The organism is Paraburkholderia sp. RL17-347-BIC-D (genome assembly GCF_046027915.1).
GTDB lineage: Bacteria > Pseudomonadota > Gammaproteobacteria > Burkholderiales > Burkholderiaceae > Paraburkholderia.
In genome coordinates, this window is record NZ_JARESS010000001.1 from 1 (window position 1) to 23,401 (window position 23,401).

A 23,401-nucleotide genomic window follows, 5' to 3' on the forward strand; every position below is an offset into this window, starting at 1 on the left:
GGAGCTGGCCAAGCTCATCAAGATCAAGCCGGGTGACCGCTTCTCGGCTGAAAAGCTGCAAGCCACCACCAAGGCGATCGTCGACAAGCTCGGCGAATACGGCTATGCGTTCGCCACCGTCAATGCGCAGCCGCAGATCGATCAGGCCAACCACAAGGTCGACCTCACGCTGCAAGTCGACCCGAGCCGCCGCGTCTACGTGCGCCGCATCAATGTGGTCGGCAACACGCGTACGCGTGACGAAGTGGTGCGCCGCGAAATGCGCCAGCTCGAAAGCTCGTGGTTCGATTCGAACCGCCTCGCGCTGTCGAAAGACCGGATCAACCGTCTCGGCTACTTCACGGATGTGGACGTGACCACGGTGCCGGTCGAAGGCACGCCGGACCAGGTCGACGTCGACGTCAAGGTGGCCGAAAAGCCGACCGGCGCGATCACGCTGGGCGCGGGCTTCTCGTCGACCGACAAGGTGGTGCTCTCGGCAGGCGTGTCGCAAGACAACGTGTTCGGTTCGGGTACGAGCCTCGCGGTGAACGTCAATACCGCCAAGACGTACCGTACCTTGACGGTCACGCAGGTCGACCCGTACTTCACGGTCGACGGCATCAAGCGCATTACCGACGTCTACTACCGCACGTATCAGCCGTTGTACTACTCGACGGATTCGAGCTTCAAGATCGTCACGGTCGGTGGCGACCTGAAGTTCGGTATTCCGTTCTCCGAAGTCGACACGGTGTACTTCGGTGCCGGCCTCGAGCAGAACCAGCTGGATATCGACGCGAACACGCCGCAGAGTTATATCGACTACGTGAACGAGTTCGGCCGTGTGTCGAACAACGTGCCGATCACGGTGGGCTGGTCGCGCGACGCGCGTGACAGCGCGCTGGTGCCGAGCCGCGGTTACTTCACGCAGGCGAACGCTGAATACGGCACGCCGATCGGCGGCACGCAGTACTACAAGGCCGACATCAACGCGCAGTACTATTATTCGTTTGCGCGCGGCTTCGTGCTGGGCTTCAACTTCCAGGGCGGTTACGGTAACGGCCTCGGCGGCAAGCCTTATCCGATTTTCAAGAACTACTATGCGGGTGGTATCGGTTCGGTACGGGGCTACGAGCCGAGCTCGCTGGGTCCGCGCGACGCCAAGACGAACGACCCGATCGGCGGCTCGAAGCTGCTGGTGGGTAACATCGAGTTGACGTTCCCGTTGCCGGGCACGGGCTACGACCGCACGCTGCGTGTCTTCACGTTCCTCGACGCCGGTAACGTCTGGGGTACGGAAGGCAACAGTATCGGCGCCAACGGCCTGCGTTACGGCTACGGTGTCGGTCTCGCGTGGATCTCGCCGATCGGCCCGCTCAAGCTCAGCTTGGGTTTCCCGCTGGTCAAGCATGAAGGTGACCAGTATCAGAAATTCCAGTTCCAGATCGGGACGGCATTCTGATCCGGCGGCGGACGGTTCCCGGCGGCCGGCCCGGCCAAACTACAGTATCGAGAGGATGACTTTGCTAACCGGTATGTTTTCGAAACGTGTGGCGTGCGCGCTGGCGCTGGCAATGACCTTGGGTGTCGGGGTTGCCCATGGGCAGGAGGCCAGGATCGCGGCGGTGAATTCCGACCGTATCCTGCGCGAATCCGCTGCCGCGAAGGCTGCGCAGGTCAAGCTCGAGGCCGAGTTCGCCAAGCGTGACAAGGACCTTGCCGACATGGCGCAGAAGCTGAAGTCGATGTCCGATTCCCTCGACAAGAACGGCGCGTCCATGTCGCCGGCCGATCGCGCGCAGAAGCAGCGTGATCTGTCGCAGCTGGACACGGACTTCCAGCGCAAGCAACGCGAGTTTCGTGAAGATCTGAACCAGCGCCGCAACGAAGAGCTGGCGGCGGTGCTCGACCGCGCCAACAAGGTGATCAAGCAGATCGCCGAGGCGCAGCACTATGACCTGATCGTCCAGGAAGCGGTGTACGTGAGCCCGCGCATCGACATCACCGATCAGGTGCTCAAGGCGCTGGCGGCGTCGGGTAACTGAACGGGGCTGACGGGCTGAGTGGTCCGGAGCAGGTAGACACAGGAGACAGGATAGGCATGGCATTTACGCTCGAGGACATCGTCCAACGGTTCGGCGGTGAAGTAGTCGGAGACGGTTCGCAGCGCGTCGGCGGTCTCGCGCCGCTCGACCAGGCAGGCCCGGACCAGTTGGCGTTCCTCGCCAATCCGAAGTACCTGTCGCAGGTCGAAACGACCCGTGCGGGCGCGGTGTTGATCAACGCCGACGACCTCGCCAAGCTCGCCTCCCGCGAGAATCGTAACTTCATCGTTACGCCGAATCCGTACGCTTACTTCGCGCGCGTCGCGCAAACCTTCATCGACCTCGCGGCACCCAAGGCGGCGCCCGGCGTGCATCCGAGCGCGACCATCGACCCGTCGGCACAGATCGCCGCAAGCGCGGTGATCGGCCCGCACGTCACGGTGGAAGCGGGCGCGGTGATCGGCGAAAACGTGCGGCTCGACGCCAATGTCGTGATCGGCCGTGGCACGCGCATCGGCGCGGGCTCGCATCTTTATCCCAATGTCGCGGTGTACCACGGTTGCAAGCTCGGCGAGCGCGTGATCGTGCACGCGGGCGCGGTGATCGGCTCGGACGGTTTCGGCTTCGCGCCGGATTTCGTCGGCGAGGGTGAGGCGCGTACCGGCAGCTGGGTGAAGATTCCGCAGGTCGGCGGCGTGTCGATCGCGGCAGATGTCGAAATCGGCGCGAACACCACCATCGACCGTGGCGCCATGGCCGACACGATCATCGAAGAGTGCGTGAAGATCGACAACCTCGTGCAGATCGGCCACAACTGCAAGGTCGGCGCCTATACGGTGATCGCCGGCTGCGCGGGCATCGCGGGCAGCACCACGATCGGGCGTCATTGCATGATCGGCGGCGCGGTCGGGATTGCCGGGCACGTCACGCTGGCCGACTATGTGATCGTCACGGCGAAGTCGGGCGTCTCGAAGTCGCTGCTCAAGCCTGGTATGTACACCAGTGCCTTCCCGGCCGTGAACCATGCAGACTGGAACAAGAGCGCGGCGTTGCTGCGCAATATCGACAAACTCCGCGATCGTATCAAGGCGCTTGAAAACGCCGCGGCAGAGAAGCAAGACAGCCCCGTGGCCAACGCAGCAAGCAAGGCCGCAGGCGACAAAGTCTGAAAATCTTAAGGCAACTGGCTAGGCATTTCGCAGGGCAACCTGCCGGCTCCGCGTAAAATGGCGGGCAAGCATCAGGAAGCAAAGTCGGTTGCCGTGACCGGGTGGCGCGGCCGCCGGGTCACGGCGAGCGCCGGCAGCACGCGTTACCAACCCACCTGCACCAGCATCCGCAGTCATCACCGCGCAGTCAATGCGTGAGCAGAAACACCATGAGCACCGAAAAAATCAATCTCGACATTCATAAGATTCTCACGCTGCTGCCACATCGTTACCCGATCCTGCTGGTCGACCGGGTGCTCGAACTCGAGCCGCACAAGAGCATCAAAGCGTTGAAGAACGTGTCGATCAACGAACCGTATTTCCAGGGTCATTTCCCGACCCGTCCGGTGATGCCGGGCGTGTTGATTCTCGAAGCGCTCGCGCAAACGGCGGCGCTGCTGACGTTTTCGGAAGAGCCGAGCGACCCGTCGAACACGCTGTATCTGTTCGTCGGCATCGACAACGCGCGCTTCAAGCGCGTGGTGGAACCGGGCGATCAGCTGATCCTGAACTGCACGTTCGAACGTCACATGCGCGGTATCTGGAAGTTCAAGGCGCGCGCCGAAGTGGATGGCGCGGTCGCGGCGGAAGCCGACCTGATGTGCGCGGTGCGGCACACGGACAAGGACGCTTAACGCGCTTAGCGCTTAAACCAGCGTCCGGGCGGTCGGCGGCGTCATGCGCGCGCCGCCCGCCCGCCAGATGCCCATCCAGACAACGCAACAGAATCAGAAGCGAGGACGCATGAGCAGGATTCATCCCACTGCGATCGTCGAACCGGGCGCACAACTCGACGAATCCGTCGAAGTCGGACCGTATGCCGTGATCGGCGCACATGTGACGATCGGCGCGCGGACCACGGTCGGTTCGCACAGCGTGATCGAAGGTCACACCACACTCGGCGAAGACAACCGGATCGGCCACTATGCATCGGTTGGCGGCCGTCCGCAGGACATGAAGTACAAGGACGAGCCGACCCGGCTCGTGATCGGCAACCGCAACACGATCCGCGAGTTCACCACGATCCACACCGGCACGGTGCAGGACGCGGGCGTCACCACGCTTGGCGACGACAACTGGATCATGGCCTACGTGCACATCGGGCACGATTGCCACGTCGGCAACAACGTCATTCTGTCGAGCAACGCGCAGATGGCCGGCCACGTCACGATCGGCGACCACGCGATCATCGGCGGCATGTCGGGCGTGCATCAGTTCGTGCGCATCGGCGCGTATTCCATGCTGGGCGGCGCTTCAGCGCTGGTGCAGGACATTCCGCCGTTCGTGATTGCCGCGGGCAACAAGGCCGAGCCGCACGGCATCAATGTGGAAGGGTTGCGCCGCCGCGGTTTCTCGCCGGACGCGATCTCGGCGCTACGCGCGGCGTATCGCGTGTTGTACAAGAACGGCCTGTCGCTGGAAGAGGCGAAGGTGCAGTTGCGCGAACTCGCGTCCGCGGGCGGCGATGGCGATGCGCCGGTGCAGACGCTGCTCGCGTTCGTCGAAGCGTCGCAACGCGGCATCATCCGCTAACCGATGGCATTGCAACCCAGTCCATTGCGCGTCGCGATGGTGGCCGGCGAGCCGTCCGGCGACCTGCTGGCGGCCTCGCTGCTCGACGGCCTCGCGAGCCGTCTGCCTGCCGGCACCCAGTACTACGGGATCGGCGGCCCGCGCATGATCGCCACGGGCTTCGACGCTCACTTCCCGATGGAAAAGCTGTCGGTGCGCGGCTATGTCGAGGCACTGAAGCACATTCCCGGCATCCTCGGCATTCGCAACGAACTGAAACGGCAACTGCTGGCCGAGCCGCCGTCGGTGTTCGTCGGCGTGGATGCGCCCGATTTCAACTTCGGGCTCGAACATCCGTTGCGCGATGCGGGGATTCCAACCGTTCACTTCGTGTGCCCGTCCATCTGGGCGTGGCGCGGCGGCCGTATCAAGAAGATCGCCAAGGCGGTCGACCACATGCTGTGCGTGTTCCCGTTCGAAACGGCGCTGCTGGAGAAGGCGGGCGTCGCGGCATCGTACGTGGGCCATCCGCTCGCGGACGAAATTCCGCTCGTACCGGACACGCTCGGCGCGCGCCGGACGCTGGGTCTGGCGGAAGATGGTCCGATCATCGCCGTGCTGCCGGGCAGCCGGCGCTCCGAGATCGACCTGATCGGCCCGACGTTCTTCGCCGCGATGGAAATGATGCAGCACCAGGAGCCGAGTCTGCGCTTCGTGATGCCGGCGGCCACGCCGGCGTTGCGCGAGATGCTGCGGCCGCTGGTCGATTCGCACCCCGGCCTCGTGCTGACGATTACCGACGGCCAGGCGCAGCTCGCCATGACCGCGGCCGACGCGATCCTCGTGAAGAGCGGTACCGTGACGCTCGAAGCGGCGCTGCTGAAAAAGCCGATGGTGATCTCGTACAAGGTGCCCTGGCTGACCGGTCAGATCATGCGCCGCCAGGGCTATCTGCCGTACGTCGGCCTGCCGAATATCCTGGCGGGGCGCTTCGTGGTGCCGGAGATCCTGCAGCATTTCGCCACGCCGCAGGCGCTGGCCGAAGCCACGCTGAAACAGTTGCGCGACGAGACCAACCGGCGCACGCTGACGGAAATCTTCACGGAGATGCATCACGTGCTGAAGCAGAATACCGCGCAGCGCGCGGCGGAAGTCGTGGCGAGCGTCATCGAAAAGCGGAAGGCGCGGCCGTGACCATGGCACGCGCACCTCGCCGCAAAACCGTCGCGGGAGCGGCGGCGCAACAGGTCGGCCTGAACTTCGAGACGCCGGACGACGTTGTCTGCGGTGTCGACGAAGCAGGGCGCGGCCCGCTGGCCGGCCCGGTCGTGGCCGCGGCGGTGATCTTCGACCCGTCCAGGCCGATGATTCGCGGCCTCGACGACTCCAAAGCGCTGAGCGCGAAAAAGCGCGACGAACTGTACGACAAGATCATCGACCGGGCGCTGGCTTACTGCGTCGCGTCGGCATCGGTCGAAGAAATCGATTCGCTCAATATCCTGCACGCCACCATGCTGGCCATGAAGCGCGCCGTGGAAGGCCTGTCCGTTGTGCCGACGCTTGTGAAGATCGACGGCAATCGCTGTCCGACGCTGAGCGTGCGCAGTGAAGCGGTGATCGGCGGCGACGCGCTGATCAAAAGCATCTCGGCGGCGTCGATTCTCGCCAAGGTCACGCGTGACCGGATGCTGCTCGAATTGCATCAGACGTATCCCGTCTACGGCTTCAACGCGCATGCCGGTTACGGCACGCCGCAGCATCTCGCGGCGCTGCGCGAGCATGGGCCTTGCGAGCATCATCGGCGCTCGTTCGCGCCGGTGCGTGAAGCGCATCTGCGCTTCGGCACGGGCGTGCCGCTACCGTCGGGTGAAGTGATCGTCGTGTCCGAAGTCATGTTCGACGACGACGCCTTCGGCGAACACCGCGCCAGCGCCGCCTGAACGTCATACGAGCGCCCCGTGAGCGCCGCGTATACCCCACCCTTTCCTTATTCTCACTGTCTTCGCTGCCTGTGAAAGCCATCACCTCGCGGGACAATCCGCTCTACAAGCGCCTGAAGGCATTGGCCGGCTCGACGCATCAACAGCGCAAGAGCGGCCACGCGCTGCTCGAAGGGTTTCATCTCGCGAGCGCGTATCTCGACGTCGCCGGGCAACCGGAAATGTGCATCGTCACCGACGGCGCGCTGCGCCACGACGAAGCGCAGGCGATCGTCTCGCGCATCGAAGATCATCGTCTCGTGACGCTGCCGGACGCGTTGTTCGGGCAGTTGTCGAATGTCGTGCACGGCGTGGGCATTCTGCTGCTGGTCGAGAAGCTCGACTCGCCGCTGCCCGACACGGTCGCGCAAACCTGCCTCGTGCTTGACGGCGTGCAGGACGCCGGCAATGTCGGCTCGATTCTGCGCAGCGCGGCGGCCGCGGGCATTCAACAGGTGTTCTGCGCGCCGGGCACGGCGTACGCGTGGTCGTCGAAAGTCTTGCGCTCGGGCATGGGCGCGCACTTCCTGCTGCAGATTCACGAAGATGTGGAAGCGCAGGGGTTGATCGAGCGTCTCGCGGTGCCGATCGTGATCACGGATTCGCACGGCGCCGAGGCGATCTACGATTGCGATCTGAGCGGACCGCTCGCGTGGGTATTCGGCAACGAAGGGGCGGGCGTCTCGCCGATCTGGCGCGATGCGGTTTCGTTGCGGGTGACGATTCCTCAGCCGGGCGGCATGGAGTCGTTAAACGTGGCGGCCGCGGCCGCCGTGTGCGTGTTCGAGCAGTGCCGGCAGCAGCGCGGCCGTAGTTGACACGAAAGACACGCGCGTTGCCGCGCGTGTCTCTGCTTCAAGCCGGCGGGCCCACATCAAGCCTCACGCGCGGGCTCAATAAGAAGGCCGGTCCAGCTTGATTTCCTGCAGAATCGTCGTCGCGATCTCTTCGATCGACTTGTGCGTCGACGACAACCACTTGATCCCTTCACGCCGCATCATCGCTTCGGCTTCGTTGATTTCATAACGGCAATTCTCCGGCGCGGCGTACTTGCTGCCGGGCCGGCGCTCGTTGCGAATCTCGGAAAGCCGCTGCGGATCGATCGACAAACCGAACATCTTCTGCCGATGCGCGAGTAGCGGCGTAGGCAATTTGCCGCGTTCGAAATCTTCCGGAATCAGCGGATAGTTGGCCGCTTTCACGCCATACTGCATGGCCAGATAGAGGCTCGTTGGCGTCTTGCCGCTGCGCGATACGCCGACCAGAATCACGTCGGCGTCGGCCAGATTGCGGTTCGATTGACCGTCGTCGTGAGCGAGCGAGAAATTGATCGCCTCGATCCGGTTCTTGTACTCCTCGGTGTCCGCGTTCTGGTGGCCGCGACCCATCGCGTGGCTCGACTTCAGTTCCAGTTCCTGTTCGAGCGGCTCGACGAACGTCTGAAACATGTCCAGCACGAGCGCATTCGAGCCTTTGACGATCTGATTCGACGCGCTGTCCACCAGCGTCGTGAAGACGATCGGACGGCGGCCGTCCTGCAGGATCGCTTCGTTGATCTTTTCTAGCGTGGCATAGGCCTTTTCCGTCGAGTCGACGAAGGGCACGCGAACCAGGCGGAATTTCTGGTCGAACTGGGAGAGGATCGAATGCGCGAAGGTTTCGGCAGTGATCCCGGTACCGTCGGAGACGATGAATACGGTGGGCGGCATCAGTGGGGCTGGGGAACGTGAGCGGAAAAAAGCGCTCGAAAGAAACATCGCTATGTCGACGACGCTGCCCGGTGGCTAACCGGAGACTGCAGCGGCACTCGACCAGCGCGCCGTGGGCACCGCAACTGCGCCCGGATGGCGGCGGGGCCTCGCAAAAGCCCGTCGGCCGGTCCGGGGCGCGATTCGAGGCGCAATTCTCGTCCGACTGTCACATTTTGAGAGTCGGCACGGTAGAATAGCGGCAACCTGTTGGATAAGCAATTGCAGGCGATTGGCGTCTAACTCACCGCGAACCGTCGTTCAACGCCTCGCTTTTGGCCGGTATTTTAGTCGCCAAGTTGCGGCGAACGTGGTGGATCGCTCGGTAAATTCGTCCATTCGCCTTCTTCGTCGCACATCGGGCGTTTCTGGCAATTTGCAGCGATTGCTTCTCCAACAGGTTGTGCAAGACGCGAGGTCACGCTTCCAATGGGCGTCTCGCGTTCGAGCCCACTTGCACAGCCGTGAATTTCTTTCACACTTAGGGGCTTGTATGACTAACGCAGTTACCGTCGCAAAGGATAAGGCGTATGTAGTTCCGTTTGAGCAGTTGCGGATGACCGACGTGGAAATCGTCGGTGGCAAGAACGCGTCGCTTGGCGAGATGATCAGTCAGCTCGCCGAAGCCGGCGTGCGCGTGCCGACCGGTTTCGCCACCACGGCGCTGGCTTTCCGCGACTTCCTGCATCACAACAACCTGACCGAACGCATCGCCAAACGTCTCGAGACGCTCGACGTCGACGACGTGAAGTCGCTCGCCGAAGCGGGCAAGGAAATCCGTCAATGGATCGTCGACGCGCCGATGCAGCCGCAGCTCGAGGCGGACATCCGCGCGGGTTTCGACACCCTGCAAAACAGCTCGCCTGAAGAGCTGTCGTTCGCCGTGCGTTCCTCGGCGACGGCGGAAGACTTGCCGGACGCATCGTTCGCGGGTCAGCAGGAAAGCTACCTCAACGTGGTCGGCGTCGAAGACGTGCTCGATCGCATGAAGCACGTGTTCGCGTCGCTGTACAACGACCGCGCTATCTCCTATCGCGTCCACAAGGGCTTCACTCACGCTGAAGTCGCGTTGTCGGCGGGCGTGCAGCGCATGGTGCGCTCGGACGTCGGCGCGGCGGGCGTGATGTTCACGCTGGACACCGAGTCGGGCTTCAAGGACGCTGTCTTCATCACGTCGAGCTATGGCCTCGGGGAAACCGTGGTGCAAGGCGCGGTGAATCCGGACGAGTTCTACGTCTACAAGACCACGCTCGAACAAGGCAAGTACCCGATCATCCGCCGCTCGATCGGCTCGAAGCTGATCAAGATGGAATTCACCAAGGCGGGGGAAGCCGGCCGCGTGAAGACCGTCGACGTGGCGCACGAGCAGCGCAACCGCTTCTCGATCACGGACGAAGACGTGATCGAGCTGGCCAAATATGCCGTCATCATCGAAAAACACTACGAGCGTCCGATGGACATCGAGTGGGGCAAGGACGGCCGCGACGGCAAGATCTTCATTCTGCAGGCGCGTCCGGAAACGGTGAAGAGCCAGGCCGCGGGCAAGGCCGAGCAGCGCTTCAAGCTGAAGGGTCAATCGAACGTGCTGGCCACTGGCCGCGCAATCGGTCAGAAGATCGGCGCGGGTCCGGTGCGCGTGATTCACGATCCGTCGGAAATGGACCGTGTGCAGCCGGGCGACGTGCTGGTCGCCGACATGACCGACCCGAACTGGGAGCCGGTCATGAAGCGCGCTTCGGCGATCGTCACGAACCGTGGCGGGCGCACCTGCCACGCGGCGATCATCGCGCGTGAACTGGGCGTGCCGGCGGTGGTCGGCTGCGGCGACGCGACCGACGTGCTGAAGGAAGGCGCGCTGGTCACGGTATCGTGCGCGGAAGGCGACGAAGGCAAGATCTACGACGGCCTGCTCGAAACCGAAATCACCGAAGTGCAGCGCGGCGAACTGCCGGAGATTCCGGTGAAGATCATGATGAACGTCGGCAACCCGCAGCTGGCCTTCGACTTCTCGCAACTGCCGAACGCAGGCGTGGGTCTGGCGCGGCTCGAGTTCATCATCAACAACAACATCGGCGTTCACCCGAAGGCGATTCTCGAGTACCCGAACATCGATCAGGACCTGAAGAAGGCCGTCGAAAGCGTCGCTCGCGGTCACGCATCGCCGCGCGCCTTCTACGTCGACAAGCTGACCGAAGGCATCGCCACGATCGCGGCGGCGTTCTATCCGAAGCCCGTGATCGTGCGTCTGTCGGACTTCAAGTCGAACGAGTACAAGAAGCTGATCGGCGGTTCGCGTTACGAGCCGGATGAAGAAAACCCGATGCTGGGTTTCCGTGGCGCGTCGCGCTACATCGCCGACGACTTCGCCGAAGCGTTCCAGATGGAATGCATCGCGCTGAAGAAAGTGCGCGAAGAGATGGGCCTCGACAACGTCGAGATCATGGTGCCGTTCGTGCGTACGCTGAAGCAGGCGGAGCGCGTGGTCGGGCTGCTGGCGAAGTACGGCCTGAAGCGCGGCGAAAATGGCCTGCGCCTGATCATGATGTGCGAAGTGCCGTCGAACGCGATTCTCGCCGAGGAATTCCTGCAATTCTTCGACGGCTTCTCGATCGGCTCGAACGACCTGACGCAGCTCACGCTCGGCCTCGACCGCGATTCCGGCATGGAACTGCTGGCGGTGGATTTCGACGAACGCGACCCGGCGGTCAAGTTCCTGTTGAAGCGCGCGATCGACACGTGTCTGCGACTGGACAAGTACGTCGGTATCTGCGGCCAGGGCCCGTCGGATCATCCGGATTTTGCGCAATGGCTGACCGATGAAGGCATCAAGTCGATCTCGCTGAACCCGGATACGATCATCGAGACGTGGCAGCAACTGGCGAAGTCGGCGAAGCAGTAAGGCGAACGGCATGCCGCTTTCTAAGCGGCATGCATAACGTGCGATGCGGCAGGTCAAGCGCGCGTCGAATGCACGTGAAACCGTGCTGCATCGTCCGTTGAAATGCGCTCGCTTCGTGCTATAAACACCCCGGTAGATCCGGGGTGTTTTGCTTTGTGGAGGTCGACGTGGCGCCAGGTGGACTGTTCTGGTGGATCGGGGCGGGTGTGCTGGTCGTGCTGGAGTTGCTCAGCGGCACTTTCTATCTGCTGATGATCGCGTTGGGCTGCGTGGCGGCCGCGATTGCGCACCTCGCGGGCGCCAGAGCGGACGTGCAGTTCGCGGTCGCGGCCGTGGTGGCGCTGGCGGCGGTCCTGCTGCTCAGACGTTCTCGGTTTGGCCGCAGAACGCGCAAGGAGGCATCGCGCAACCCGGACGTCAATCTCGACATCGGTCAAACGCTCATCGTGCCGGCGTGGCACGAGCGCCGGGCGCGCGCCGACTATCGCGGCGCGGCATGGGACGTCGAACTGGCCGCGGGCGAGCCGGAAGACGCGCCGCTCTACGAAATTACGGAACTGCGCGGCAGCTGCCTCGTCGTGGTGGCGGCGCGTCATTCAAACACCCGGGCCACCGCGGCCTGAGCATTCGCACATCACACACATCACAAACAACTATTCGAACTACGGACCGGAGGGTAGTAATGGATTCGACCATCGTCGGGGCGGTGCTTCTGATCATCGTGATCGTCTTGGCGGCGCAGATCATCAAGATCGTGCCGCAGCAGCATGCGTGGGTCCTGGAGCGGCTCGGGCGCTATCACCGTACGCTGACGCCAGGTTTGAGCTTCGCGTTTCCGTTCGTCGACCGGATCGCGTATAAGCACATCCTCAAGGAAATTCCGCTCGAGGTGCCGAGCCAGGTCTGTATCACGCGCGACAACACGCAGTTGCAGGTGGATGGCGTGCTGTACTTTCAGGTTACCGATCCGATGAAGGCGTCGTACGGGTCGAGCAACTTTGTCTTCGCCATCACGCAGTTGTCGCAAACCACGCTGCGCTCGGTGATCGGCAAGCTCGAACTCGACAAGACTTTCGAGGAGCGCGACTTCATCAACCACAGCATCGTGTCGTCGCTCGATCAAGCTGCGACGAACTGGGGTGTGAAGGTGCTGCGCTACGAGATCAAGGACCTGACGCCGCCCAAGGAAATCCTCCACGCCATGCAGGCGCAGATCACCGCCGAGCGCGAAAAGCGAGCGCTGATTGCCGCGTCGGAAGGGCGCAAGCAGGAGCAGATCAATATCGCATCCGGCGGCCGTGAGGCGGCGATCCAGAAGTCCGAGGGCGAGCGGCAGGCGGCGATCAATCAGGCGCAAGGTCAGGCGTCGGCGATTCTGGCCGTGGCCGAGGCCAACTCGCAGGCGATTCAGAAGATCGCGGCCGCGATCCAGTCGAACGGCGGGATGGAAGCCGTGAACCTCAAGGTGGCCGAACAATACGTGAACGCTTTCGGCAATCTGGCGAAGCAGGGCACCACGCTGATCGTGCCGGGCAATCTCGCGGACATGAGTTCGATGATCGCGTCGGCGCTGACTATCGTGAACAAAGGGAAGGGCGCGACTGAGGTGCGTTGAACGCGCTGAATGCTGCGACTGCGCTTTGACCTGCTGAATAGAGAAATGGCCCGCGGACAGTGCGGGCCATTTTCATTTGAACGCTTGGCGGGCCCGGTTGCGCGCCGCTTGCTATCCGGTCAGGGCGTTAGCGGCAACCGAAGCGTGGCATATCCGCACGCCCCCCGCCGCCAATCACGCCAATCCGCCGATCAGCTCGGCGAGCGCATCAAACGCGCCTTTTCACGTTCCCAATCGCGTTTCTTCTCTGTCTCGCGCTTGTCGTGCTGCTTCTTACCCTTGGCGAGACCAATCTCGCATTTGACACGGCCGCCCTTGTAGTGAAAATTCAGCGGCACGAGCGTGTAGCCGCGCTGCTCGACCTTGCCGATCAGTTTGCTGATCTCTTCGCTATGCAGCAGCAGCTTGCGCGTGCGCACCGGGTCGGGGTTGATATGGGTCGAGGCTTCGGGCAACGGGCTGATGTGCGTGCCGATCAGGAACAGTTCGTTATTCTTGATAACGACGTAACCTTCCTTGATCTGGCCGCGCCCGGCGCGCAGCGCCTTGACCTCCCATCCTTCGAGCACGAGCCCTGCTTCATAGCGTTCTTCGACCGAGTAGTCGTAGAAGGCTTTTCTGTTGTCGATGATGCTCATGAATGGAAAGTGCCCAACTCGTTTAAAATCACGATTTTAGCAAAGCGGGGCGAGGAAAGCCCGCTGCGCTCGTCCACCCTTGCCACGCGCTGTTCAATTTATGGCAGATGTCCAGAAAACCGTGTTGATCCGCCATTCGGCGGAACAGATGTTCGACCTCGTCACCGACGTCGCCGATTACCCCAACTTCCTGCCTTGGTGCGGGGGAGTCGAAATCCGCCGCCGGGACGAAACCGGTATGGAGGCGAAGATCGATATCAACTTCAAGGGCATCAAGCAGCACTTCGCCACGCGCAACAGCATGGAGCGGCCCACGCGCATCGACATGGAGTTCGCGGACGGCCCGTTTCGCAAGTTCACCGGTTTCTGGCGTTTTACGCCATTGCGCGCCGACGCCTGCAAGATCGAATTCGCGCTGCACTACGAATTCACCAACATCATCCTCGAGAAGATCATTGGACCGGTGTTCAACCACATCGCCAATACCTTCGTCGAATCGTTCGTGAAGCGCGCCGATCAGCGCTACGGTAAGGCATGAGCGCGCGCTTGTCGATTGAAGTCTGCTATGCGTCGGCTGGCGAGCAGGCGTTGATTGGCGTGGAACTGCCCGCAGGCGCCACGCTGCAGCAGGCGCTGGACGCGAGCGGCATCTTGCGGCGTTTCCCGCAGATCGATCTGGGCACGCAGAAAGTGGGCGTGTTCGGCAAGCTCAAGCCGCTCGACACGGTGCTGGCCGACCACGATCGGGTGGAGATTTACCGGCCGCTGCTGGTCGATCCGAAGGTGTCGCGTCAGCGGCGCGTCGAGAAGACCCGCAAGGCGGGCTCGATCGAAGGGCGTCGCTGGCAGAACAAGGATTCGCGGTAGGCGGCTCTTTGCGTGGCCAGGCAAGGCAGCTGCCACGAACTGCTTCTGTCAAGCCTCAGTCGAGCCGCGTCCACGCTCACGAACTGCGCCGTCAATCCTGACACAAGCCACGTCCCAGCCCACGTTCCGCGTCATGGCGCCGACACTTGCGGCTTTTTCTTCAACCGTGCGACCGTGGACGTGTCGTCGTCCGCATGCTGGCGCACCGACCAGCAGACGCCAGCCACCAGCAGCAGAATTGCCGCCAGTTCCAGCGGACGCGGCAGTCGCTGGTCATAAATGAACGCATAAAGCAGCGCGAAAAGCGTCTCGAACACGATCATCTGGCCGGAGAGCGTCAGCGGCAGCCGTTTCGATGCGGCATTCCACAGCCCGTTGCCGAGCCACGACGCGCCGATCGCGAGCCCGAGATTGAGCATCCAGAAGGTGTGCCAGCGGCCGTCGGCCAGTTCGCCTTGCGGGCCGCCCGCCGGCAGCACGGCGATCACGAGCCACAGCGCCGCGCCGAGCGCGCCCGTCACCACGCCCCACAGAACCGACCACTCATTGCCGCTGAAATGCGTCTGACGCCGCAAGTAGCGGGCGTTTTCGACCGCGAACCACGTCCAGCATCCGAGCGCGCCGACCGCGCAGGCCAGTCCGATCAGCTTGGTGACGACGCTCACCGGCGTGCTGTCCGCCACCGTAAACACATCGATGTTGATGCAGGCGATGCCCGCCATCACCATCGTCAGCGGCCAGGCGAGGCGGGCGAGGGGCACCGCGCCGTGATCGCGCCGGCCCAGCAGCGTCACCGTGACGGGCAGCACGCCGACGATCAGCGAGGCCGGCGCGATGCCGATCAGGTGCACGGCCGCCGTCAGCAGGAGGTAATAGAGGAGGTTGCCGGCCAAAGCCAGTTTCACCAGCGCGCCGAGATCCTCGCGGGTCAGGCGTTTGACGAGCGAGCGCGCCATCGGCAGCGCGGCGGCCAGCGAGACGATGCCGTACATCGTGTAGCGGCCCGCGCTCAGAAGCAGCGGTGAAAAGTCCGGCAGCACGCGCGGCACCAGAAAAACCATGCCCCATAAGGCCCCGGCCATTACTCCATATGCCACACCGCGCTGCATCGACTGCCCCTGCAAAATAACTGGAATGGTCGGCAGAATAGCCGGTTGGCGGGCCGGGCGTCTTGTTCGATTCTGCATTCCGGTGGTTTTTGTGCGCTTTGAGCACGCGTTTTCATGTGCTCAACAGAGTTCGCGCGCTCGGCCGGCGGACCGTGCGCCGACGCGAATGAGCGGGATTTCGGGCCGCCGACACCCCGCTGTGCCCGAACGCGCAAACGAAACCGGATCGAACCCGAGGCGAACAGCCAAGCGAAATCCAGGGGCCCGATGGCGCGAAAAAAACCGCCCGAAATTCGCTAAGCTGCTGTTCGTGCAGTGAAAACCAGGGAGGTATCGCGTATAATTCGCTTTTGCGCCTATAGGATTTGCCATGCGTCTGATCCAAACAGCACTCACGTTCGATGACGTGCTCCTCGTCCCGGCTTTCTCCGATGTTCTGCCGCGCGACACCAGCCTCAAGACCCGGCTGACCCGCAACATCTCCCTGAATATGCCGCTCGTGTCCGCCGCCATGGATACCGTCACCGAAGCACGCCTCGCCATTGCGATGGCGCAAATGGGTGGCGTGGGCATCATCCACAAGAATCTCACCGCGGCCGAACAGGCGCGTGAAGTGGCCAAGGTCAAGCGCTTCGAATCGGGCGTCGTGCGTGATCCGATCACGGTGCCGCCGCAGATGAAGGTGCGCGACGTGATCGCGCTGTCGCAGCAGCATGGCATTTCGGGCTTCCCGGTCGTCGAAGGCGCGCAACTGATCGGCATCGTCACGAACCGCGACCTGCGCTTCGAAGAGCGTCTGGACGAGCCGGTGCGCAACATCATGACGCCGCGCGAGCGCCTCGTTACCGTCAAGGAAGGCACGCCGCTCGCCGAAGCCAAGGCGCTGATGCACAGCCACCGGCTGGAGCGCGTGCTGGTCATCAACGACGCGTTCGAACTGCGCGGCCTGATGACCGTCAAGGACATCACCAAGCAGACCGAACACCCGGACGCGTGTAAAGACGAACATGGCAAGCTGCGCGCGGGCGCGGCGGTCGGCGTCGGCGCGGACAATGAAGAGCGCGTCGAACTGCTGGTGCAGGCGGGCGTCGACGTGATCGTCGTCGATACCGCGCACGGCCATAGCCAGGGCGTGCTCGAGCGAGTCAAGTGGGTCAAGCAGAACTTCCCGCACGTCGAAGTGATCGGCGGCAATATCGCCACCGCGGCGGCCGCGAAGGCGCTCGTCGAATACGGCGCGGACGGCGTGAAGGTCGGTATCGGCCCGGGCTCGATCTGCACCACGCGGATCGTCGCCGGCGTGGGCGTGCCGCAAGTCACCGCGATCTCCAACGTTTCCGAAGCGCTGAAGGGCACGGGCGTGCCGGTCATCGCCGACGGCGGCGTGCGCTTCTCGGGCGACGTCAGCAAGGCGCTGGCAGCCGGCGCGAATGCCGTGATGATGGGCAGCATGTTCGCCGGCACCGAAGAAGCGCCGGGCGACGTGTTCCTGTATCAGGGCCGCCAGTACAAGTCTTACCGTGGCATGGGCTCGGTCGGCGCGATGAAGGACGGCGCGGCGGACCGCTACTTCCAGGACAACTCCGCGAACATCGACAAGCTGGTGCCGGAAGGTATCGAAGGCCGCGTCGCCTACAAGGGTTCGGTCAACGCGATCCTGTTCCAGCTGATCGGCGGCGTGCGCGCCAGCATGGGCTACTGCGGCTGCCGCACCATCGCCGAGATGAACGACAAGGCCGAGTTCGTGCAGATCACGGGCGCGGGCTTGCGCGAGTCGCATGTGCATGATGTGCAAATCACCAAGGAAGCGCCCAACTACCACGTGGACTAAACGCCAATGAAGCCATTGCTGCGCGCTGTACTCATCCTCGATGCCTTGCTGTTGCTTGCGTTCGGCCTGCTGTTTTTGCTGACGCCGTGGACTTCGCTGTACAACGCGCTGCTTCTGGTGCAAACCCAGCCGGCTCTGGTCGGCCAGGGGTTTGGCGTGGCGCTGATCGGGCTCGCATGGCTGGCCTTTCACGCGTCGATCGACGGCGCGCTTACTTCCACGGTCGCCAAGGTGGTCGGTCATGTGAACTGGCTGACCGGCGTGCTGATGCTGATCTGGCTGCTCGGTCTGCACACGCCGGCGCTGACTGGTTTCGGGCAGATCGTCGCGGTGCTGACAGGCGTGGTGCTGCTGGTGATCGGCCTGGGTGGTGTGCGTTTGTCGGGCGCGGTGCGGCGGCGTGAAAGAGTGCGGCTCGCTGAAGCCGTCGCCGCCGAGCGTGCCGACAGGCAGGCGGCCAAAGACGCCGCGAAAGACGCGGCCAACCGGCGCGAGCCGGGCCATGTCACAGCGGGCTTCCCGGTCTATCACGCTGAGCCGGTCGTCGAGCCCGTCGTGCCGGTTACGCGGCCCGTCAGTGCCACAAGTCCTGTTGCAGGGGCACCGCTTCATCCGGTAGTCGACGAAGCCAGTCTGACGCCGTCCGAACGCGCAGCGCGGGCGCAAGCCGCGGCCGCGCGAGACGAAGCCCGCAACGGCGCGGCCGACGCGCCTGGCGCGCCCCGGCCGCCGTTTCATGGCTGACGCGTTGCGCGCCACGCCGTCCGCCGAAGCATTCGGATCTGGTTTGCGTGCGCCGCGGGCAAGAGCCTGCGGCGCCGCTCGCGCCAACACGCTGCATCGTTACGCTTCATGCTCGATCGTCCCCACGTGGACCGCTTTGAATTCAACGCCGCGCCCCGCGCGCGGCATTCCGTATCCGCTCACTTTTGACTCCGTCCGCTGCCATGCATGACAAGATCCTGATCCTCGACTTCGGTTCGCAAGTCACCCAACTGATTGCACGTCGCGTTCGCGAAGCCAACGTGTATTCGGAAATTCATCCGTACGACGTGGATGCGTCGTTCATTCGCGACTTCGCGCCGAAGGGCGTGATCCTCTCCGGCGGCCCGAGTTCGGTCACCGAAACGGATACGCCGCGCGTGCCGCAAGCCGTGTTCGAACTCGGCGTGCCGGTGCTCGGCATCTGCTACGGCATGCAGGCCATGGCCGAGCAGCTCGGCGGCAAGGTCGATATCGGCCACCTGCGTGAGTTCGGTTACGCCGAAGTGCGCGCGCGCAATCACACGAGCCTGCTCGAAGGCATCAGCGACTTCACCACGCCGGAAGGTCACGGCATGCTGAAGGTGTGGATGAGCCACGGCGACAAGGTGCTGGAAATGCCGCCGGGCTTCGCGCTGATGGCGTCCACGGAATCGTGCCCGATCGCGGCGATGGCCGACGAAACGCGCCATTTCTACGGCCTGCAATGGCACCCGGAAGTCACGCACACCGTGCAGGGCCGAGCCATGCTCGAGCGCTTCGTGCTGCAGATCTGCAAAGCGCAGCCGGATTGGGAAATGGGCCACTACATCGACGAAGCCGTCGCGAAGATTCGCGAGCAGGTCGGTAAAGAGCACGTGATTCTGGGCCTGTCGGGCGGCGTGGATTCGTCGGTGGCGGCGGCGCTCCTGCATCGCGCGATCGGCGATCAACTGACCTGCGTATTCGTCGATCATGGCTTGTTGCGCCTGAACGAAGCCGAGCAGGTAATGGCGACCTTCGCTGACCACCTTGGCGTGAAGGTGATTCACGTCGACGCAAGCGAAGTGTTCCTGCGCAAGCTGGCCGGTGTGACCGATCCGGAAGCGAAGCGCAAGATCATCGGCGCGGAATTCGTCGAAGTGTTCCAGACCGAAGCCGGCAAGCTGACCGATGCGAAGTGGCTGGCACAAGGCACGATCTATCCGGACGTGATCGAATCGGCCGGCAAGGGCAAGAAAGCCACGCAGACCATCAAGAGCCACCACAACGTGGGCGGCCTGCCTGAGACGCTGAATCTGAAGCTGCTCGAACCGCTGCGCGAACTGTTCAAGGACGAAGTGCGCGAACTCGGCGTCAAGCTCGGTTTGCCGCCGGCCATGGTGTACCGCCACCCGTTCCCGGGTCCGGGTCTGGGCGTGCGGATTCTCGGCGAAGTGAAGCGCGATTTCGCGGACCTGTTGCGCCGCGCGGACGCGATTTTCATCGAGACGCTGCGTACCTTCATCGATAAGGAAACCGGCAAGTCCTGGTACGATCTGACGAGCCAGGCGTTCGCGGTGTTTCTGCCGGTGAAGAGTGTCGGCGTGATGGGCGACGGGCGGACTTATGAGTACGTGGTCGCGTTGCGTGCCGTGCAGACGCTGGACTTCATGACCGCGCATTGGGCGCATCTGCCGCATGAACTGCTGGGGCATGTGTCGAACCGGATCATCAATGAAGTGCGCGGGATTAATCGAGTTGTGTATGACATCTCGGGTAAGCCGCCTGCGACGATCGAGTGGGAATGATTTAGACTGCTACGCAAAGGCAAAGCCAGCGCGCATCCATTCGATGCGCGCTGGCTTTCCTGTTTCAGCGGATCAATCAGATCGCCCAGCCTCCGTCGACTGCCACCTCGGCGCCTGTCATGAAGGCGCTTTCATCGCTAGCCAGGAAGCAAACGATAGCCGCCACCTCCTCGGCGGTGCCATGCCGCTTTAACGGCGCCGCGTCTGCGCCGAAACGATTCGTCTCGTCGCTGTTGGCCTTGAGCATATCTGTAGCGATAAACCCGGGGTGGACCGAGTTCACGCGAATGCCATGAGGCGCCAGTTCCGCAGCCGCGACCTTGGTCATTCCCCGCACCGCCCACTTGGTAGCGCCGTAGGCAATCGCATTGGCAAAGCCGCGCAGCCCGGCGCTCGACGAGATGTTCACGATGGAACCGCCGCCGCTTCTTTTCATCGGCTCGATGGCATGCTTCATGCCAAGCAGCGTCCCTAACTGATTGACGCGGAATGTCTTCTCCGCTAACTCTGGCGTCGTTTCGGCGATTGCGGCGGGTACATAGATACCCGCGTTGTTCACCAGCACGTCGCATCGGCCGAACGCGCGCTCGACTTCCTTGAAGAGCGCTCGCCACGAGTCTTCGCGCGTCACGTCGTGCGTGACATAGATGGCTCGTTTGCCCATCTTCGCGGCGAGCGCCTCACCTTCCGCGGACAACACGTCGTTCAATACGACATTGGCACCTTCGTCGAAGAAGCGCTGCGCTTCCGCGGCGCCCTGGCCGCGCGCCGAACCCGTTACGACCACCGTTTTTCCTTCGAATCTCGCCATCGTCAAATCTCCGGTTTGTTGCGCTGCATGCCTTGCATGAAACGGAATGGATTGGCTCAGTACCGGTCATCCGGAGCATGTCTAAGCCATGGATAGCGCTCTGTGTCAGCGCCCGCGTAATCGGGATCGAGGTAGATAAAGCAGCGCTGAATTCTGAAGTCGCGGATTTCAAAGACATCGCACCAACGGCCCGCATGCGAAGTGCCGGCTCGCCACGAAACGCCGTTCTTCAGCTTGCCGCGCGAGGCCGCTTCGACGACGACTGTATCGCCCTGCTGTACAACGTTGGCGTAGGTGACGTCGTGCGCGATTTCGGCAATGATGCCCATGAGGTCGCCAAAGAGGGTAGCGATCTGCTCTCGTCCACGCGCAATGCCCCACTTCGGGAAATAAACCTCCGCGTGTTCGTCGAATAGATCGAGAACATTGTCGCCGCGGTCCATTCGCTTGAAGTACTCAAGGGCAATCGCTTTGCGTTGCTCGTCGTTCATCGATTGAATTTGCATCTTGTCTCCATGGTTAAGGGGCGCGTCGAGACCGACGTGTGACCATGCTGGCCTCGACGTGTACTGAAAAGCAGATAGAAGGCGCGCCGGGACCGTGCCGGCTCCAAGGCTAGGCTTGGGTCGCTTCCGTCAGGAGCGCTTTATTCGGTTCGAGATGGGCGGTATTCGCGGCGCGATAGGCAAACGCGAGGATCGGACCAAGTGTTCCGCCGCCCGCCCAGTAGGCGCGCGCAGATGCGGACGCCACGCAATTCCCCACGCCGTACAGGCCAGGTATCGGTGCGCCGCTATCGTTGAGAACCTGGCCGTCACTGTTGGTCAAAGGACCGCCTTTCGTGTCCAGCGTGCCGCCGGTTACCAACGCCGCGTAGTAGGGCCCACTGTCCGCGAGCGGGAACATCGTCGGGTTTGGTGAGGCAGACTCGTTTTGGACAGCGCCGTTGAACATTTTTTCTACAAGGCGGTCACCGCGGCGAAAATCGGTGTCCACCCCTTCGCGGGCGAATCGGTTGAAGCGCTGAATGGTGTCCCGCAGATTCACCAGAAAATCGTCGGCAAGGCATAATTGGCCGGTGAGACGTTCGAAGGTCTCGAGTCGCCGGGCGAGCGCATCGGCGAGTTCCTCCAACGTATTGCCACTGATCAGATGCCCCTCTTGAGCCGCGTCGGGCCGGATCAGGCAGCCGTACTCCGTGCTTGCGCTATGGTCCTGGCTGCGCTGATCCCAGATGGCGACGAGAACCAGGTTCGGATATTCAGCAAGCTGCGCGTCCCACTCGAAGAACTTTTGCGCCAGTTCGTTGTAGGCGAGTTTCTCGTTGACCACCCGCTTTCCTTGTTTATTCACCCACAGCATCGAATCGCCGCCAACGGAAAACGTGCCCGTAAAATCATCGCGGCCAGCGACCAGGCGATCGAGTGACACCGGGCACATCCAGGCATAGTTCATGTTGCGCAACTGTGCGCGCAGGGGGCTCGCGATGTGAATGAAATCGCCTTCATTCGAGCGCGCGGCACAGCCACCGAATAGCGGCGCATGCAGGAAATTTTTCCGCAGGTCGTTGTTGTGTGTGAACCCGCCGGTCGCGAAGATGACCGCCTTCCGCGCGCCGAGGCGGACGTCGTTGCCTTCGACATCCGTGGCTTCGATACCGACTACTTCTTCGGCCTCGTTGAGAATCACGCGCTGCACACGCAGACCGGTGCGAACGTCGACGCCGTCGCGCTGGGCGGCAGCGTGCATGGATTGAATTGCCACCTTGCCGCCGTCGGACATCGACTCGCACGCGCCCGCGGGTATCAGCACTCGGCCTTGCGGCGCGGTGTTCTCTGGAAGCTCGGCCCAGTAGTCTGTGACACCGGGCAAATGCCGGTACTCGAGAGCGCCGCGCGCGTGGAGCAACTCAGCAGCAGGTGATGCGCTGTCATAGATTGCGCTGAAGGCTTCATATTCCCATGCATCGAGTCCGAGATTGGCATCCTCCGGATCATAGTGTTCGGGGCGGGCGAGGCGCGCCATGTAACGCAGGCAGTCCTCCTTGCGATCTTCGATTCCCGCTTCGCGCATCGGCCGGTTGTTGGGCACCCAGTACCAGAAAGCGGCTTTTTTCGCGGTTCCGCCCACGGTTCTGTCCTTCTCGACGAGCGCAACAGAATTGCCGAGCCAGCGGGAAAAGAGGGCGGTGGGAAATCCGCCTCCGCCGGCTCCGACGACAATGACGTCGAATATCGCGTCAAAGGCTTCAATTGAATGGCTGGCCAGCCGGTGTGTTGATGCGGGAGCCGCGCTCGCGCGGGATGCCCATCGCTCTGCGTTTTGCATTGTCTTCCTCCTTGTTTTTCGTTGCCTACTCCGTCGAAGCCCGTACGGCGGCTCGCGTGAGACAAATATATATAAAACAGAAAAATATACAATAATATAAAAACTATCGAGATGATAGGAATCGCGTCAAATGGGAGCGTGTTGTTCACGTCCGGCGCGAGCGCTGCTGCGCGCTAGGAGCGACGTACGCCGGTAGCGCGCTGAAGCGCAGTGCAGCTGCATGTCGCCGGCATAGCGACGGCGACATCTGCGAATCAGGAGGAGAGTGGAACGAGAAGACGCCTTACCGGCACGGCCGGCG

General features: G+C 62.8%; 22 protein-coding genes. 16 read left to right on the top strand and 6 right to left on the bottom strand.

The annotated features are described in order from the left end of the window. The 8 genes from bamA to P0D96_RS00040 all read left to right on the top strand — a co-directional run. Positions 1 to 1,441: outer membrane protein assembly factor BamA (bamA, locus tag P0D96_RS00005; protein WP_408310618.1), on the top strand; the 1,441-nt coding region annotated here is incomplete at its 5' end. Positions 1,442 to 1,502: 61 nt separating this feature from the next. Next, complete coding sequence (locus P0D96_RS00010; RefSeq protein ID WP_181916899.1) at positions 1,503 to 2,024, top strand: OmpH/Skp family outer membrane protein; 522 nt, start codon at positions 1,503 to 1,505, stop codon at positions 2,022 to 2,024. A 56-nt stretch (positions 2,025 to 2,080) separates the two neighbouring features. After that, the gene (lpxD, locus tag P0D96_RS00015) at positions 2,081 to 3,193 is read left to right on the top strand and encodes a UDP-3-O-(3-hydroxymyristoyl)glucosamine N-acyltransferase (RefSeq protein WP_408175954.1); all 1,113 of its coding nucleotides are present in this window, start codon (positions 2,081 to 2,083) and stop codon (positions 3,191 to 3,193) included. A 209-nt stretch (positions 3,194 to 3,402) separates the two neighbouring features. Then, entirely contained in the window at positions 3,403 to 3,867 is a 465-nt protein-coding gene (fabZ, locus tag P0D96_RS00020; RefSeq protein ID WP_020065638.1) for a 3-hydroxyacyl-ACP dehydratase FabZ, read from the top strand. Positions 3,868 to 3,976: 109 nt separating this feature from the next. Continuing rightward, the gene (gene lpxA / locus P0D96_RS00025; protein WP_132373934.1) at positions 3,977 to 4,765 is read left to right on the top strand and encodes an acyl-ACP--UDP-N-acetylglucosamine O-acyltransferase; all 789 of its coding nucleotides are present in this window, start codon (positions 3,977 to 3,979) and stop codon (positions 4,763 to 4,765) included. Positions 4,766 to 4,768: 3 nt separating this feature from the next. Beyond that, positions 4,769 to 5,938, top strand: coding sequence for a lipid-A-disaccharide synthase (gene lpxB / locus P0D96_RS00030; protein ID WP_408282608.1), 1,170 nt, complete (start codon positions 4,769 to 4,771; stop codon positions 5,936 to 5,938). Beyond that, positions 5,935 to 6,684, top strand: a complete 750-nt coding sequence (rnhB, locus tag P0D96_RS00035) for a ribonuclease HII (protein WP_408175957.1) — start codon at positions 5,935 to 5,937, stop codon at positions 6,682 to 6,684. Before lpxB ends, rnhB begins: the two co-directional genes overlap by 4 nt. Positions 6,685 to 6,755: 71 nt before the next feature. Continuing rightward, the gene (locus P0D96_RS00040; protein WP_408282605.1) at positions 6,756 to 7,541 is read left to right on the top strand and encodes a TrmH family RNA methyltransferase; all 786 of its coding nucleotides are present in this window, start codon (positions 6,756 to 6,758) and stop codon (positions 7,539 to 7,541) included. A 75-nt stretch (positions 7,542 to 7,616) separates the two neighbouring features. Here P0D96_RS00040 and ppsR read toward each other — a convergent pair whose 3' ends face one another. Then, positions 7,617 to 8,432: a posphoenolpyruvate synthetase regulatory kinase/phosphorylase PpsR gene (gene ppsR / locus P0D96_RS00045; RefSeq protein WP_041725110.1), complete on the bottom strand. Its 816-nt coding sequence runs from the start codon at positions 8,430 to 8,432 to the stop codon at positions 7,617 to 7,619. A 532-nt stretch (positions 8,433 to 8,964) separates the two neighbouring features. Here ppsR and ppsA point away from each other — a divergent pair. The 3 genes from ppsA to P0D96_RS00060 all read left to right on the top strand — a co-directional run bounded on the left by ppsA (position 8,965) and on the right by P0D96_RS00060 (position 12,985). Next, positions 8,965 to 11,370, top strand: coding sequence for a phosphoenolpyruvate synthase (gene ppsA, locus P0D96_RS00050; protein ID WP_132373938.1), 2,406 nt, complete (start codon positions 8,965 to 8,967; stop codon positions 11,368 to 11,370). A gap of 167 nt (positions 11,371 to 11,537) precedes the next feature. Further along, complete coding sequence (locus tag P0D96_RS00055) at positions 11,538 to 11,993, top strand: NfeD family protein (protein ID WP_408310622.1); 456 nt, start codon at positions 11,538 to 11,540, stop codon at positions 11,991 to 11,993. A gap of 59 nt (positions 11,994 to 12,052) precedes the next feature. Next, complete coding sequence (locus tag P0D96_RS00060) at positions 12,053 to 12,985, top strand: SPFH domain-containing protein (RefSeq protein ID WP_168794362.1); 933 nt, start codon at positions 12,053 to 12,055, stop codon at positions 12,983 to 12,985. A 191-nt stretch (positions 12,986 to 13,176) separates the two neighbouring features. On the opposite strand, the gene smpB is transcribed toward P0D96_RS00060, so the two are convergent. Then, entirely contained in the window at positions 13,177 to 13,623 is a 447-nt protein-coding gene (gene smpB, locus P0D96_RS00065) for an SsrA-binding protein SmpB (protein WP_042323149.1), read from the bottom strand. A gap of 100 nt (positions 13,624 to 13,723) precedes the next feature. Here smpB and P0D96_RS00070 point away from each other — a divergent pair, with 100 nt between their 5' ends. After that, positions 13,724 to 14,161 (top strand): type II toxin-antitoxin system RatA family toxin, encoded by a 438-nt coding sequence (locus tag P0D96_RS00070; protein ID WP_012433427.1) that lies wholly within the window; start codon positions 13,724 to 13,726, stop codon positions 14,159 to 14,161. Further along, the gene (locus P0D96_RS00075) at positions 14,158 to 14,490 is read left to right on the top strand and encodes an RnfH family protein (protein WP_132373941.1); all 333 of its coding nucleotides are present in this window, start codon (positions 14,158 to 14,160) and stop codon (positions 14,488 to 14,490) included. Before P0D96_RS00070 ends, P0D96_RS00075 begins: the two co-directional genes overlap by 4 nt. Positions 14,491 to 14,621: 131 nt before the next feature. On the opposite strand, the gene P0D96_RS00080 is transcribed toward P0D96_RS00075, so the two are convergent. Next, positions 14,622 to 15,599, bottom strand: coding sequence for a DMT family transporter (locus P0D96_RS00080; protein ID WP_408310625.1), 978 nt, complete (start codon positions 15,597 to 15,599; stop codon positions 14,622 to 14,624). Positions 15,600 to 15,969: 370 nt separating this feature from the next. On the opposite strand from P0D96_RS00080, the gene guaB reads away from it, so the two are divergent. The 3 genes from guaB (at position 15,970) to guaA (ending at position 19,961) form a co-directional block, all read left to right on the top strand. Then, positions 15,970 to 17,430 carry an IMP dehydrogenase gene (gene guaB / locus P0D96_RS00085; RefSeq protein WP_012433424.1) on the top strand — a complete coding sequence of 487 codons (1,461 nt, stop codon included), beginning with the start codon at positions 15,970 to 15,972 and terminating at the stop codon, positions 17,428 to 17,430. 6 nt (positions 17,431 to 17,436) lie between these two features. Next, on the top strand, positions 17,437 to 18,174 hold the full coding sequence (locus tag P0D96_RS00090; RefSeq protein WP_408175962.1) for a hypothetical protein: 738 nt from the start codon (positions 17,437 to 17,439) through the stop codon (positions 18,172 to 18,174). 203 nt (positions 18,175 to 18,377) lie between these two features. Beyond that, positions 18,378 to 19,961 (top strand): glutamine-hydrolyzing GMP synthase, encoded by a 1,584-nt coding sequence (guaA, locus tag P0D96_RS00095; RefSeq protein ID WP_408175964.1) that lies wholly within the window; start codon positions 18,378 to 18,380, stop codon positions 19,959 to 19,961. Between the two features lie 76 nt (positions 19,962 to 20,037). On the opposite strand, the gene P0D96_RS00100 is transcribed toward guaA, so the two are convergent. From P0D96_RS00100 to P0D96_RS00110, 3 genes are all read right to left on the bottom strand, one after another. Continuing rightward, positions 20,038 to 20,772, bottom strand: a complete 735-nt coding sequence (locus P0D96_RS00100) for an SDR family NAD(P)-dependent oxidoreductase (protein ID WP_408310629.1) — start codon at positions 20,770 to 20,772, stop codon at positions 20,038 to 20,040. Positions 20,773 to 20,828: 56 nt separating this feature from the next. Then, complete coding sequence (locus P0D96_RS00105; protein ID WP_132374064.1) at positions 20,829 to 21,278, bottom strand: nuclear transport factor 2 family protein; 450 nt, start codon at positions 21,276 to 21,278, stop codon at positions 20,829 to 20,831. A gap of 109 nt (positions 21,279 to 21,387) precedes the next feature. Further along, positions 21,388 to 23,100, bottom strand: a complete 1,713-nt coding sequence (locus tag P0D96_RS00110) for an FAD-dependent oxidoreductase (protein WP_408310632.1) — start codon at positions 23,098 to 23,100, stop codon at positions 21,388 to 21,390. Positions 23,101 to 23,401: the final 301 nt, after the last annotated feature.